The sequence below is a fragment of the Chryseobacterium sp. FR048 genome, assembly GCF_056844665.1.
On record NZ_JBXDSE010000009.1, the window covers coordinates 146,113 to 160,496 of the forward strand.

General features: G+C 37.6%; 11 protein-coding genes. 4 read left to right on the forward strand and 7 right to left on the reverse strand.

Annotated features, from left to right (window positions below; genetic code table 11):
• Positions 1 to 106: 106 nt before the first annotated feature.
• The 4 genes from AC106K_RS22905 to AC106K_RS22920 all read right to left on the reverse strand — a co-directional run bounded on the left by AC106K_RS22905 (position 107) and on the right by AC106K_RS22920 (position 5,948).
• Positions 107 to 1,405: a TolC family protein gene (locus AC106K_RS22905; protein WP_482447802.1), complete on the reverse strand. Its 1,299-nt coding sequence runs from the start codon at positions 1,403 to 1,405 to the stop codon at positions 107 to 109.
• A gap of 41 nt (positions 1,406 to 1,446) precedes the next feature.
• Positions 1,447 to 3,861, reverse strand: a complete 2,415-nt coding sequence (locus AC106K_RS22910; protein ID WP_482447804.1) for an ABC transporter permease — start codon at positions 3,859 to 3,861, stop codon at positions 1,447 to 1,449.
• 44 nt (positions 3,862 to 3,905) lie between these two features.
• Positions 3,906 to 4,628 carry an ABC transporter ATP-binding protein gene (locus AC106K_RS22915; protein WP_482447806.1) on the reverse strand — a complete coding sequence of 241 codons (723 nt, stop codon included), beginning with the start codon at positions 4,626 to 4,628 and terminating at the stop codon, positions 3,906 to 3,908.
• Between the two features lie 78 nt (positions 4,629 to 4,706).
• On the reverse strand, positions 4,707 to 5,948 hold the full coding sequence (locus AC106K_RS22920) for an efflux RND transporter periplasmic adaptor subunit (protein WP_482447807.1): 1,242 nt from the start codon (positions 5,946 to 5,948) through the stop codon (positions 4,707 to 4,709).
• A gap of 196 nt (positions 5,949 to 6,144) precedes the next feature.
• On the opposite strand from AC106K_RS22920, the gene AC106K_RS22925 reads away from it, so the two are divergent.
• The 3 genes from AC106K_RS22925 (at position 6,145) to AC106K_RS22935 (ending at position 9,426) form a co-directional block, all read left to right on the forward strand.
• Positions 6,145 to 7,488: a sigma-54-dependent transcriptional regulator gene (locus AC106K_RS22925; RefSeq protein ID WP_482447808.1), complete on the forward strand. Its 1,344-nt coding sequence runs from the start codon at positions 6,145 to 6,147 to the stop codon at positions 7,486 to 7,488.
• Between the two features lie 91 nt (positions 7,489 to 7,579).
• Positions 7,580 to 8,896 carry a sensor histidine kinase gene (locus AC106K_RS22930; RefSeq protein ID WP_482447810.1) on the forward strand — a complete coding sequence of 439 codons (1,317 nt, stop codon included), beginning with the start codon at positions 7,580 to 7,582 and terminating at the stop codon, positions 8,894 to 8,896.
• Between the two features lie 131 nt (positions 8,897 to 9,027).
• On the forward strand, positions 9,028 to 9,426 hold the full coding sequence (locus tag AC106K_RS22935; RefSeq protein ID WP_482447812.1) for a VOC family protein: 399 nt from the start codon (positions 9,028 to 9,030) through the stop codon (positions 9,424 to 9,426).
• Positions 9,427 to 9,537: 111 nt separating this feature from the next.
• On the opposite strand, the gene AC106K_RS22940 is transcribed toward AC106K_RS22935, so the two are convergent.
• Complete coding sequence (locus AC106K_RS22940) at positions 9,538 to 10,290, reverse strand: hypothetical protein (RefSeq protein WP_482447813.1); 753 nt, start codon at positions 10,288 to 10,290, stop codon at positions 9,538 to 9,540.
• 110 nt (positions 10,291 to 10,400) lie between these two features.
• Here AC106K_RS22940 and AC106K_RS22945 point away from each other — a divergent pair, with 110 nt between their 5' ends.
• Positions 10,401 to 10,835, forward strand: coding sequence for a hypothetical protein (locus AC106K_RS22945; protein ID WP_482447815.1), 435 nt, complete (start codon positions 10,401 to 10,403; stop codon positions 10,833 to 10,835).
• A 1,103-nt stretch (positions 10,836 to 11,938) separates the two neighbouring features.
• Here AC106K_RS22945 and AC106K_RS22950 read toward each other — a convergent pair.
• Positions 11,939 to 12,580: a response regulator transcription factor gene (locus AC106K_RS22950; protein WP_482447816.1), complete on the reverse strand. Its 642-nt coding sequence runs from the start codon at positions 12,578 to 12,580 to the stop codon at positions 11,939 to 11,941.
• Positions 12,570 to 14,276, reverse strand: a complete 1,707-nt coding sequence (locus AC106K_RS22955; RefSeq protein ID WP_482447817.1) for a sensor histidine kinase — start codon at positions 14,274 to 14,276, stop codon at positions 12,570 to 12,572. The genes AC106K_RS22950 and AC106K_RS22955 overlap by 11 nt, the downstream gene beginning before the upstream one ends.
• Positions 14,277 to 14,384: the final 108 nt, after the last annotated feature.

Below are 14,384 nucleotides of genomic sequence, written 5' to 3' on the forward strand. Positions count from 1 at the left end.
TATTGATCTGTTTTATGTCTTTAAGAAAGCTATCCCGGCCACAAAATAAAAGCAGCCTTCAAAATCATGAAGACTGCTTTCTTAAAAAATATGACTGATTTGAAACTTAAAATTCCGATTGAAGTACTTTCAGCAATTCTGTCTGCTGAATGACATCATTTTTGCTGCTGATGAGATTATAATTGGCCTGGAGCCATCCATTCCGGACCACAAAAAATGTATAGGCATCCATTAATCCCTCTTTGTATTTTTCTTCAGATTTCTGGAAGGATAATTTTTGATTTTCAAAATTGGCATCCAATAAGTTGTATTTTTCCTGAGCATTTAAAAACTGAGCTTTGATGGAATTGATATTCTGTGTCAGATCATTGACGACCAATTCTTTATCATAATTTGCATTAATAATATTCAGTTTGGCTATTTCCACATTGGTTTTCACCTGTAGCTTATTAAAAACAGGAATGCTGAGACCAAAATTCAAAGACTGATTTTTATTTTGTGAAAACTGATCGGAAAAACTGATCGTGGAACCGTTATCCTTTCCCAACACTTTATTATAAAATGTAGACCAGCTATAACTCCCGTTCAAAGTAGGCAGATAATCTGCCCTGGCCATATCTTCTCTTTTCTCCTGCCCTTTTATTTCTGCCATTACAGATTGATAAGCCGGATTTTTTTCCAGCAGTTTTTTAGTAAAATCCGGATCCTGAAATTCTGCTGCAGCTGAAAGGTTTTCGTTGGCCATCACAAAATCCAGAGTATCTCCATTAAAAGCCAACGCATTCAACAGATTGATTTTTGACTGATCCCGCTGGTTCTTGGCAGACACCCACTGCTCCTGCAAAGTTCCCAGGTTTGCTTTAATGTCATACACATCACTTTTGGGCCTATTCCCTATTTCCACTTCTTTTTCAGTACGCCTGATCTGCTCTTCCATTCCGGAGATCTGCGTTTCCAGTACTTCCAGCCAGCTTCTGCTGTTCTGGTAGGCAAAGAACATTTGAATAACATTCAGTTTTACTTTATTCTGAGCTAATTTAAGTTTATAAATACTGGTATCTTTATTCAGTTTAGACAAAGAAATGTCCAGAATATTTTTCCAGTTGAACAGGCTCCAGTCTGCCTGGGCATAGAACTGATCATACTGAGTATTGAGCGCCTCCCTCTGGTTACTGGACTGGTTGATAGAAGACCCAAAACTATAGGTATGTCTTACTCCCGCTTCCACGGAAGGCAGCAGCATTCCTTTTGATCCCGTAATAAGTTTTTCATTTTTACTGACATTCACTGTAGCCTGCTTTACCAGAGGGTGATGCGTAGACGCATATTCGAGACATTGCTGCAGGTTCCATGTTTGCTGTGCCGGATAAAGGCCAACAAAAAACAGGAAAATAAGATTTTTCATGAGTACGTTCCGGTTTTAATCATTAATGAGCAATGGCTCCATTATTCATACTTCAGGTATTTTACCAGATCTACTTTGGTCGCTTTATAAGCTTTGATGCTTACTACTGCAAAGGTTAATCCCAGCAAGATCAGAAAACTTGCAATAAACGGCCACACCGGCATATCAATCCTGTAGGCAAAATCTTTCAGCCATTCATTCATCAGATAATAACAGATCGGAACACTGATCAGAACGGCAATCACTGCGATCCAAAGGAACTGACGTGTCAATCCGAATACCAGCGTATGATCTGAAGCCCCCAATGTTTTTCTGATGGCCACATCTTTCAGCTTCTGCTCAATCATCAACGAAGAAAGTGCAAAAAGTCCCAGTAAAGCTACCATCAATACCATGGCATTCAGAATTGTAAACAGCTGCTGCTGTTTTTGATAGGCTTTAAAGGTTTTGGCAAATTTCTGATCCAGGAAATAATAATCGACAGGATAACCAGGCTCCACATGAGTCTGCCAGTAGGTTTTCAGCCTTTTTACGGTTCCGTCAATATCATTAGGATCTATTTTCAGCTGAATATTATAGACCGTGGATCTCTTCCATTCCGTCTGCTTGTAATGGAAAAACACCACCGGTTCTATTTCTGTTTTTAAATTTCTCAGGTTAAAATCTTTTACGATGCCCACGATTTTATACTTTTTATTATCAAACCCCGGCTGAATCAAATTTTTCAAAGCCTCATCATCATTCCATCCGAATTTTCTTACAAAAGCTTCGTTGACCAAAATATTGCTGATCGTGTCTGAGGCAAGGTTCGGATCCAGCCAACGTCCTTTTTTAAGCTTTACATTCAGAAATTTCAGATAATTAAAATCCATAGAGCCATGTTGAGCCTGGATGCTCTTATCTCTAAAATCCATATTGGAACTGCCAAACCTTCCACTTCCCGGTACTGCTTCTCCATAAGAGACATCATTCACGCCCTGGATCTTTTTCATTTCTGTTTTAAGGCGTTCATACTTCAGCCATGGTTTCGGATTACTCTCGCTGAAGTTGATCATAATAATCTGTTTACCATTGTAGCCAAGATCTTTATTCATCATATATTTTACCTGCTGATTAACGATCAGGCCGCCGATGATGAAGAATGAAGAGATAATCAGCTGTAAAGTCAGAATTCCGTTTCTCAGCCACGCCCCGTGTTTACTTCTTGCAAAATTTCCCTTCAACGTTTCTATGGCTTTGAAATTCGACAGATAAATGGCCGGAATAAGCCCGGAAATCAATGTAACGATCATGACCATTCCAAAAGAATAAAGGTAAATATGCCAGTCATTCATTTTTATTTCCTTATTATAAAACTTGTTGAAACCTGGTAGTAAAAGCTCTGTCAAAGCCAATGAAAGCAGATAAGAAGCCATACAGATCACAAATGTTTCCAACAGAAACTGCAGAACAAGATCCGCTTTGGTACTACCAATTGCTTTTCTCACTCCAATTTCTTTAGCCCGCTGAGAAGCCTGTGCCGTTTTCAGATTGATGAAATTAATGGCTGATAAAATCACAATCAGAACAGACAGGGTAAATAGAATCATCAGTGTTTTGAAATCCGGATTGGAAAACCACGAAGCTTTCACATGCAGTTTCATCTCATCCAATGGAGTCAGCAAACTATCTGTGGGTCCATATAGGTCCATATATTGCTTTACAGATAATCCGGCAGATTTCCCATCCAGTGCTGCACGGTATTCGAAAATATCTTTTACAAACTTTTTTTGTACCGTAACCGGATCTGTTCCTTTTTTCAACATAAAAAAACAGCCATAACTGAAGTTCCCCCAGCTGTTTTCATCATTTTTAATATTTTCAACAGGATTGATCAGAAATTCCGGCTTTACCTGAGAGTTTTCTTTAGGCAGCTCATATACAGCGGTAACAATATAATTTTTATCATCGAATTTGACACTTTCTCCTGCCACATTGGTTTTTCCAAAAATATTTTTGGCAGCAGCCGTGGAAAGCGCAATGGTACTTGCCCCCTTCAACGCATCTTTATAGCTTCCGGCAACCAGTTTAAACGGAAAAAAGTTGAAAAAGTTTTCAGAAGCCGACATCCCATCCTGCTGAAAGGCTGTTTTATTTTTTGTGATCATTTTCACGCCTATTCCTGATGAACCTAGCAAAACATAATCCTCAACTCCCGGGATCACTTCTTTGGCACGCCTTGCCATCGGAACAGAGATATTATTCCCATAAGAATTCTCTTTCTTGGAATAAGACTGGAAAGCATAGATATTATCTCTTTTAGGATTCCATCTCTCATAAGATTCTTCATCATTCCAATGCATGAGAATGAGCATAAACCCCGTTAATCCTATGGTGAGTCCAAATAAATTGATAAAGGTGGACAGCCAGTTCTTTTTATAATTGATCAAGGCAATTTTGAGCCAGTTGGTAAGCATAATAATAGTATTGTAGTTAATGATTTTGATGAAAGCCTTCCGATTTATTCGAATACTCCGGCATCTGCTTTGGCAAAGACATCTTTTCTTTGGGAAGCATGTTCTTCACTGAAAATTTCACCGTCTTTCATATTGATAATACGGGAGGCAAAACCGGCATCATATGAAGAGTGTGTCACCATGACAATCGTAGATCCTTCTCTGTGAAGTTCGGCCAGAAGATTCATCACTTCATTACCGTTCGAGCTGTCCAGATTTCCTGTGGGCTCATCCGCCAGGATCAGTTTAGGTTTGGTCACCAAGGCTCTCGCTACTGCCGCTCTTTGCTGTTGCCCTCCTGAAAGCTGTTGTGGATAATGTTTGGCACGATGCGCAATATTGATTTTTTCCATGATTTCCTCCACTTTGCTTTTTCTTTCGGAAGAAGAAACACCATTATAGATCAGAGGCAGTTCAATGTTTTCATAAACAGTCAATTCATCAATCAGATTAAAATTCTGGAAAATAAAACCTATATTTTTTTTACGGACTTCTGATTTTTTTCTTTCGTTCAATCCCATCATTTCTGCCGTTTCAAATTTGTAAGAGCCTGATGAAGCGGTATCGAGCAGTCCGATAATATTTAAGAATGTAGATTTACCACATCCTGAAGGGCCCATTATAGCAAGGAATTCACCTTCTTTAATGCTCATACTCACCTCATTTAAGGCATGAGTCTGCACATCTTCTGCTCTGTAAATTTTTGAAAGATTATGTATATTGATCATGATAATGTTTTTTATGGGTTTAATTGATTAAGTTCTTTTATAAATGACAAGAATGAAAGGTTAAAAATATTCATCTTTTTACTTTTTAATATCAAGGGTTTCATATTTTTTCAGATCCGAATAATCTGATATAATAACGGTCTCCCCTGCCTTCAATCCTGATAATACTTCATAATAAAGCGGGTTTTCTCTTCCAAGACTGATGGTTCTCTTTTCGGCTCTGTTTCCTTTGACTACAAAGATCCATTTTCCATTGGTATCTTTTGAGAAATTTCCTTTGGGAACCATGATACTCCGGGTATCGGCTGAAAGTTTCAGTTTCACACCGAAAGTCATCCCTATTTTCAGGTTTTCCGGCTTTTTGTCAGTGAAATTAAGTTCTACCTGAAACTGCCCGTCTTTTACTTCCGGCAGAATTTTGGAGATAATGACGTTATAAGCCTCGTTATTATTATCAAGCATTCCCTTGATCCCGGTGTGAAGTTTATTGATATAGTATTCATCCACTTTGGCTACCAGCTTATATCCATCCATCAGGTCTATTTTCCCTATACTCTGACCGGTGGTGAGGTTTTCTCCCAATGAAATAGCAAATGAAGAAAGCCTTCCGGAAGCAGGTGCCATGATCAGGAAATTGTTTTTGTTGGAACGTAAAACCTGAAGACTTCTATCCATCTGTCCCATTGAAGTATTAATGGCCAACATCTGGGCATTCCTTGAATTTTTCTCCGTAGAAAAACCTTTTTCAACAATTGCTTTTCTCTGTTTCTGATAATTAAGGTTCTGTACGCTAATATCATAATCTGTCTTTTTCCCGATCTCCGCATCATAAAGCCTCTTCTGCAGGCTGAAGTTCTGAAGGGCCGTATTGTAATCATTTTGTGCCTGCAGCAGCTCTTTATCCTGGGCCAGCTCCTGATTTTTCAATTCAAGGAGTGTATTCCGCATCTGGCTGATCTGTTGCATAATTCCCGTTTCCTGATTCATATAAGTAAATTCCGTATTAGGATTATATACTCTTGCAATCGGTTGGTCTTTGGTAAGCATTTGTCCATCTTCTGCAAAGATCTCTTTTACTGCTCCACCTTCCAGAACATTGACCAGTGAAGAATTGAGTGACTGGGTTTGTGCCGTTACCATCAGCATATCTTCAAATTTTCCCTCAGTAACCTGATCAGTCTGAATATTTTCTGCTGAAACATTATATGTTTTTTTCTGGTTCATAAAATACCAGCTGGAGAGAATCACCATCGTCAATATGATCAATCCGCCTAAAACAAATTTTAATTTCGATTTCTTTTTTACTATTTTCGTATCCATATTAAAGATAACTCATTTTGTTACAATAGATTACACAAGGCAGATGCCAGAAAAATATAAACTTATAAGTCCTTGAAAATCTGCAATAACCCCTTTAATAACAATCAAAAGACTGTTCATTATCGGACACTTTTTGTACGGAAATGAACAGTTTTAACCATAAAGAACGATTTTTAAAAAGAGTCAAAACCTCAATATGCGTAAAAAAGAAGCTCATATACTCATCGTAGATGATGACGAAGATATATTGTTCTCGGCAAGAGTCTGGCTGAAAAAGTTTTTTTCCCAGGTAAGCTGCCTGAGCAAACCGGCTGAAATTCTAAAGTTCATAACTGAAAATCAGGTTGATGCCGTTGTATTGGACATGAATTTCAGAAAAGGTTTTGAAAGCGGACAGGATGGTCTGTACTGGATGAACGAAATTAAAACCCTGGAACCTCAGCTTCCCATTATCCTGATGACGGCTTATGGCGAAGTGGAACTGGCTGTTGAAGCTTTAAAAAACGGAGCTTCTGATTTTATCCTGAAACCCTGGAACAATGAAAAACTGTATGCATCGGTCAATCTGGCTGTAGATATTTCGAGAAAAAATAAAAAACTCAGCCAATGGGAAAATGTGAACCAGAAAAATAGTCAGTATCAGCTGGAAAGCCACTCCCCAAAAATGCAGGAAGTATTGGAACAGATCAGAAAAGTAGCCTCCACGGATGCCAATGTTCTGTTATTGGGTGAGAATGGAACCGGTAAATATGTTCTTGCGGAATCTATTCACGAACAATCTGAAAGGAAAAACCAGCCATTTGTACATATTGATCTGGGAAGTATTTCAGAAAATCTTTTTGAATCCGAATTGTTCGGGTACAAAAAAGGGGCTTTTACCGATGCCTATCAGGATTACACAGGAAAAATTGAAAATGCACAGAACGGAACTGTTTTTCTGGATGAAATCGGAAATCTTCCCCTCCAGCTTCAAACCAAACTATTAAGCCTGATCCAAAACAGAAAGCTATCCAGATTAGGAGAATCAAAAGAACGTGTACTGGATGTCCGTTTTATTTTTGCTACCAATGAAAATCTGAAAAAAGCCGTTGCTGAGAACCGTTTCCGTCAGGATCTCTATTACAGGATCAATACGGTAGAAGTTCAGATCCCGGCTTTACGGGACAGGCCGGAAGATATTGGTTTACTCGCTCAATATTTTCTTGACCGTTATAAACAAAAATACCATAAACCTGCCCTTGAGTTTACAGAGGCTTTGCAGGCTAGTCTTACTCAGTTTCCATGGCCCGGAAACATCCGGGAACTGGATCATTGCCTGGAAAGAAGTGTCATTCTATCCAATGACCACAAGCTTCAATTGCTTATCCCTCAACTGGAAGAGCAGGAAAGCACGATCGTCAACCTCAATATCGAAGAGATGGAAGAAATTCTTATCAGAAAGGCGTTAAGAAAACATACGGGAAATATTTCTCTGGCCGCAGAAGACCTGGGGCTTTCACGGGCTGCTTTATACAGGCGGATGGAGAAATTTGGACTATAGATCGGGATATTAGATTTGTAATCAGCGTATTGTTAATTGAAGTACCTTTTCACAGTTACTGATTACGTTCAAAAAAAATAGAGAAAAATTTATGCGGAAAAATCATTCTTTGTGGTTATTATTTCATCTGCTTGCGATTGTAAGCGGTATCATCGCCTATCATTTCTTTTCAGAAGGAAAATGGTTCAATACCCTGCTTTTCATACTGCTCATGATCATTTTTGTGGTTTTTACTCATTTTTCGTTGAACACCCGGATCTCAAAAGTGGAAAAAATCATTTCCTCCATCAGAAGAAAAGACTTTTCTCTATTTCCCAAAGAAGAGGGTGACGGATTTCTTGATAGCAGCGTCCGTTTATATTACCAAAGCAAAGAAGAACAATTCTCTCTATCTTCTTATAAGCTTCTGTATGAAAGCATCCTGGATCAAATGGAAACCGGGCTGATCATTTTATCCGAAAAAGATAAGAACTGGACTGTATTTTATGTGAATGCAGCCTTCCTCAATATTCTGCAGGTTCCCAAATACAATCAATGGGACCTATATGCATCAAAGGTCCCGGAATTTTATAAGATTATTGAGGAAACCGGCTATCAAAGCTCACAGGAATTTTTCGACATTTCCATTCACAACAACTCCAAACAGTCTTTCTCACTGAGAACCAAGCAGGTGAAGAATACGCAACACCGTTTCTACGTTATCACCCTCGAATCTGTTCAGAAAATTATCGAGCAAAAGGAAAAGCTTGCCTGGAATAACCTGATGAAGGTGATTTCTCATGAACTTCTGAATACGCTGACTCCGGTGAACAGCCTGATCCAGAACCTGGAATACATCAGCAATCAGGAAATCATAGAGCCTGATGATCAGCAGGAAATGAAAGACAGCCTGATGATCATCAATTCCAAATCGAAACAGCTTTTAAATTTTGTAGATCATTACCGCCAGATCGCCGAATTGCCTAAACCTCTTCTGGCTCCTGTTTCGCTTAAAAAGGTTATTGAATCTGCGATCAGCTTTCTGAAACCGGAATTTGAAAAATACAGGATTCAAATGGTAACAGATCTTGGAGATTATAGAGTGTCCGCTGATGAAAAAATGGTGGAACGCAGCCTGATCAACCTTTATCTCAACGCGATTCATGCCCTTACAGAGCAGGAAAACAAGGTCATCACCACTACAGTAAAAACTCACAACAACCGGATCATTGTAAGTATTATGGATAATGGTTCCGGAGTTCCGTCAGAAATCAAAGACAAAATATTTCTGCCTTTTTTCACAACGAGGGACAGCGGTTCCGGAATTGGGCTTACCCTTGCCAAGAGCATTATGGAAGCACATGGCGGCTATCTTAATTACAAGACATTGCAGGAAGGCAGCAGTTTTGAATTGTGGTTTTTGGAGTAAATATATTGTTACGATTTTTATGATATTGAACATGATCACATTTTTCCACCTGTAAAAAATCTACTGACATCCTGTTGTCACTACTCTCTTTTACCTTTGTTTAAAATTATTCAACAATACAATTTAAACAAATGAAATTAGCATCATTAAGAATTATCACACAGGACATCAGACAATCTGTTCAGTTTTATGAAAATGTAACAGGCTTAACAGCACGATGGTTTACGGAAGATTTTGCAGAGCTTTCTACCAACTCTATTACCATCGCCATTGGGAGTACCCGAACGATGAAAATGTTTGGCAGTGAACAGCAAGCTGTCTCTGAAGGCCATCACAATACCATTATAGAATTTATGGTTTCTGATGTGGATCATGAATATGAAAGAATTAAAACCCTTACAGATCGCATCATTCAGGAGCCAACGACCATGCCTTGGGGCAACCGCTCGCTATTGTTTTCTGATCCGGATGGGAATCTGATTAATTTTTTCACGCCGGTAAGCGCTGAAGCCATTCAAAAATTCAGCTAGAAACAATGATCAAAAAACGAGGCAATCTCAATGATGTCATTCTGAATGAAACAAGTCAAATAATACCTGGGAGCGCTTCGTTTTATTCATATAATCATTAATAAGTAAATTTTACTGCCCTTCAAATCTAAGTGTATTTGAGGTCACCACTTCCGTATACAGATTCTTATATTGCTGCTTTTGCTTTTCCGTCAGTAATGTGTACAGGTTTTTATTCAGAATGATTTTAAAATTCACTTCGTATGGTAATTTAGGATTCAAAACATCATAATATTCAGTATAGCAGTAGTGACATAATTTTTTAAAAAAGGGATTAAAATAAATTTTATACTGAATGCGTTCTTCGGGTTTTATGACGACCATACTTTTCATGATATACCAGTTATTGACCAACAAATCTTGAGTTTTAAAATGATTCTTTCTCTTCCATTCACTGAGTGCCTTTTCTCTTTCTTCCCGAGCTTTTTTATGGTCCGGATGCTCTACAATATCAGGCATATCACATCCTATATCTCCTTCAAGTGCAGGTCCATTCTGGTGGATAAATCCATATACACCCAAACGATAAAGCCTATCAGGATTTGATGACACATTCTCTTCTTCATAATAAACACGGGTATCTTCTGTAAAAGGGATTGCGTAGCTCAGCGTATCCAAAGGAAAAGAAACAGGCTGATCTGAAGTATTGGTAAGTGTGAATTCTAAAATATATCCTTTATGGGTAATCATTGATTGATATGCGTCAAAGATTTTAGGCAAAACAGATTTATTTTGCTCATAGTCAACCACTTTTACCTCAAGCTTCAATTGAGAAGATACCTGAAACGCAAAAAGCAAAGACAGAAATGTGAGAAATTTCAACATGGTTTTTAGTTTCCTGAAAGATAAATATTTTCTCCTTTTCAGCCATACTGCTTTGTAAATCCCGAAGTGAATTGATTATATTTGAAAAATAAAAACATCCGGAATATACCATGAACCTGAAATCGTACCTAGAAATTGCAGTAAGTGAAGCTGATGTAGATCTCATATTTACCATCAAAGGCTCCAATACGGTTTTCTCCGGAGAAATGTGGGACTATGGAGATCCTGAATCTCTCGAAGATTTTGCCAAAAGCCTTATTGATTACCCAAAAAACGAAAAGATCCTCTTTTATGAACTGGGTTATAAAGATTCCAGTCTTTCCTATTTCTCTATGAAGCTCTATCCTGCCGACTCACTTTCTCATATTGGTGTTCAGATTACCATGGCCACTGAGACCTACCGACGGCCTGAAAACCAATGTAAAATTCAGTTTGAGATGATTGTAGAGCCTCATGCTATTGATGAGTTCCGGAAAGCATTGCATCAGATTGTACGCAAAAGACATGGAAACGCCGTCTTATACGGAAATGATAATCGTATTTGATATTTTGTACATTACGAATACTCAGATTCTTTTTATTAGATCCCAATTGGGCATTTGATCCAAAGAACCAGTGCTTGATCCCAAAGGAGTTGTTTTAAACCACATCGGCCCATAAGTTGGATCAAGCGCAAAAGCTGGGGGACCATATTGATTGTTTTTATGGAATTTAATTGAAGCAAAGATTTTTAGCATCTTATCCCATATTCTTAAGGAAGCAAAGAATAGAATCAATGAAACTGATTTTTTCTAAGCGAATGCATCTCCATGAACTGCTCCAAGAAGTTTCGTAAATGATACAATGAATCAGGATCATGCTCAAAAGCTTTGGTAAAACAATTGAATACTGATTGATTATTCTAAAATTTATAAACGCAAAGAATTAGTAATTCGAATACTTTATTTTAGGAAGCTAAGTAATGCAACTTCTTCGCTGATGAAGCTTTGTGACTATGCGCTCGCTTCTTCAGATCGATTGAAAATCGATCCCTTCTTAGCTCACTTAAAATAAAGCATACACAAACATGAAGCTTTGCGTGAAAACCTATCTCCACAACTGTTGATTCTAATTGGTAAAGAATATAAAATTTTTTCTATTCAGATGAACTCATTTTTTTGCTTGGTCCACAACTTTTGAGATTGATCCCATAAGTTTTACTCTATATGCTGGTATGACCAATAAAAAAGGAGGCTTTACTGCCTCCTTTTGTTTTGTACTAATAACCTGCCTGAACCTCCTTATATAGATTTGTGTTTTTTTATCATTTGGTTTTTTTTTCAAGAAGTTCTCGCTAAAAGTCATTCATACACCTCTTTATTTTATTTCATCATTTGTTTAATTTCCTTTCATCACCTGTGTTTTGTATAACTATAGTTTATTATCTCTATAGTTATCATCATTGTGTGTTTTTGCATACAACTTACCTTCGAAGAAAAGTATTTTTTTGATTTACTTAAATCATACTTTTTTTATTTGGTAAATTTTATACTGCAAAGTAACGACATCGTTGAATAAAACCACCTATAAAACCCATCGATACATATCGATCGAAGCATAGATATTTATCGATAGAACAGAACAAATGAAGAATTTTCCCTTAAAGGACCTATATTTTGTGATGTGTTTTGACAAGATCAATCAGCTCTACCAGATTTTCTATTTCTAATTTTTCAAAAATATTTTTTTTGATAGTACTTACTGTATTTTGCTTTATGTTTAAAGTATTCGCAATTTCCAGATTCCCATATCCGTCAGCATACATTCCGGCAATTTCCATTTCTCTCTTAGTAAGCTGGCTCAGCGGGCTGATCAGATTTGGATTATAAACAAACTGTACCAATAAATTCCGGACAACGGGAGAAAAGTATTCTCCTCTTTCTATAAAGGCAGTCAGGGCATCTCTTATTTCATCCTCTTCACTCAATTTGCTCAGATAGCCATTGGCACCGGCTTTAATGAATTTAAGGGCATGCAGATCTTCCTCAAGACCTGTAAAAATCAGAATTTTAAGATTAGGATTTGCAGCTTTCATCTGTGGCAAAATATGCAGACTGTTTCCATCCGGAAAATGGGCGTCAATAACCGCCATTTCTATCCCTTTTGATTCTACAAGCTCTACCACCTGATGTAATGATGAAGTCTGGTGAATTTTAGCTTCCGGAACAATATCGCTGATAACGATTTCCATCCCCTGTCGTACAATACTGTGATCATCTGCTAAAAGAAATACAATTTCCTTATTTTCCATTGGTTGCTCCATTATTATTGATATTTAAATTGATCCTGAATGTTATTTTCGTTCCTTTGTGGAGTTTACTGGCTACAGATATTTCCCCGTCAAAAAGTTCCACAATCTCTTTCACCAGATTAAGGCCCAGCCCTGCGCCCAGATTATCCACCTCATCAGAAACCATTCCCTGATAATAAGGATCAAAGATCTTGCCCAGATCCGATTCGGAAATTCCAATCCCTGTATCTCCTACCGTGGTAATGAGTGCGATGGTATTCTTATCGACAGGTTCAGTGACCATCGTAAGATCTATCTGCCCGTTTTCTGTAAATTTATTTGCATTCCCCAGAATATTCATAAAGATCTGATTGATCCTGATGTTATCTGAGTTTACCACTACATCTGCCGGAATTCTGTCCGTTACCACAAACTTATTATTTCTGGTTTCCAGATAAGGAGTGATGACTTTTACAATAGAATTGATCTCATCTTTAAGGTTAAAAACAGACTGTATCAGTCTTTTCTCCGCATCCTGATTCTTTGTATATTCCAGGATCTGATTAGACTGCAGCAGTAAAGTACTGTTGGTAAACTTGATTGATTTCAGGTAATCTTTGATGGTTTCATCCTGAGTAGATCTGTGAATTTTATCAATAAAAATATTAATAATCTTCAGCGGCGACCTCAGATCATGGCTCAGCATTCCCAATATTCTGTTTTTGAAACTAAGATTCTTTTTAATTTCATCATGAGCCTCATTCAGCTTACGTTCATAGACGAATGCCATTCTTGTAAAATACATGATCAGGATAGATACAATAAACATCAGCACCATGAGCCCCAGAACAAGATACGTTCTGATCCTGTTATTGTCTGAACTCTGCTTATTATATTCTTTTTCCAGCTCTGCTTTAAAATCCTTGATTGCACTTTCATATACATCGATCAATCCGTTGCTGTATACCAACAGCTTACTGAAGGTGCTATAAAACCTCAGGTTATCCTTCTGGTTCTGAACGGCATACTGCTGAACTTTCTTTACTTCAGCGGCGTAATGCTTATCCATAGATTTTATGGTATTATCCATTTTCGACTTTACCTGAGAAATATCTATGGTCTTATTATTCGTTAAAGTGATGACTGTACTTTCTTTCTGCACATCCACTTTGCCGGTCACAGCATCTTTTAACCTTCCGAAAAAGCCTTTTTTCTTGATCGTATCTGCATAAGTACGGGTCTGAATATTGAAATCCTCAAAATCATTTTTATATTTTTCCGGTTCATATTTCTTATCCCCGATCTTGGCAGGCGGGTTCAGGGATGTCTGATATACTGAATCGATCAATGTCTTCAGCTGGGTAGCTTTCAGAGTATCTTTTTTATGCTGAGCCAGATTCTTTTTCAGTCTGGGGCTTGTATTCTCGTATTCGCTGATCTTGTCAAAGTTCAGTTTAAGTTTTTTCAGAGACTGGAAATATAGCTGCAGATCTTTATCATCCTGAGTGGCCATATAATTCTGGAAATGCTCCTGAGCAGCCAGAAAATCTTTTCTTGAATTATCCGTCAATCCGCCCAACGCCCTGCTATCCTCCAGTTGATTTTTGATAAACTGGAGCTTCTTTCCGTTGACAAATTCGTTATAAAAAAATATGGCGATAATGACCTGTATCAACAAAATACATATGATCAATGAGTAATGAACAACTTTCCTCAATTTAAAATTTAAGAATTTACTTTTCATATCTGTCGGTCAGCTAAATTAAATTTCTCTAAGCCTTGCATTAGTTTTCAATGATATATCATTATTATCAAACATTTTACA

Excerpts from the sequence above, each read along its gene's own strand:
- AC106K_RS22930 (WP_482447810.1), top strand. The coding sequence starts at position 7,580 with ATGCGGAAAAATCATTCTTTGTGGTTATTATTTCATCTGCTTGCGATT.
- AC106K_RS22915 (WP_482447806.1), bottom strand. The coding sequence starts at position 4,628 with ATGATCAATATACATAATCTTTCAAAAATTTACAGAGCAGAAGATGTG.
- AC106K_RS22950 (WP_482447816.1), bottom strand. The coding sequence starts at position 12,580 with ATGGAAAATAAGGAAATTGTATTTCTTTTAGCAGATGATCACAGTATT.
- AC106K_RS22910 (WP_482447804.1), bottom strand. The coding sequence starts at position 3,861 with ATGCTTACCAACTGGCTCAAAATTGCCTTGATCAATTATAAAAAGAAC.
- AC106K_RS22925 (WP_482447808.1), top strand. The coding sequence starts at position 6,145 with ATGCGTAAAAAAGAAGCTCATATACTCATCGTAGATGATGACGAAGAT.
- AC106K_RS22945 (WP_482447815.1), top strand. The coding sequence starts at position 10,401 with ATGAACCTGAAATCGTACCTAGAAATTGCAGTAAGTGAAGCTGATGTA.
- AC106K_RS22905 (WP_482447802.1), bottom strand. The coding sequence starts at position 1,405 with ATGAAAAATCTTATTTTCCTGTTTTTTGTTGGCCTTTATCCGGCACAG.
- AC106K_RS22920 (WP_482447807.1), bottom strand. The coding sequence starts at position 5,948 with ATGGATACGAAAATAGTAAAAAAGAAATCGAAATTAAAATTTGTTTTA.
- AC106K_RS22940 (WP_482447813.1), bottom strand. The coding sequence starts at position 10,290 with ATGTTGAAATTTCTCACATTTCTGTCTTTGCTTTTTGCGTTTCAGGTA.
- AC106K_RS22935 (WP_482447812.1), top strand. The coding sequence starts at position 9,028 with ATGAAATTAGCATCATTAAGAATTATCACACAGGACATCAGACAATCT.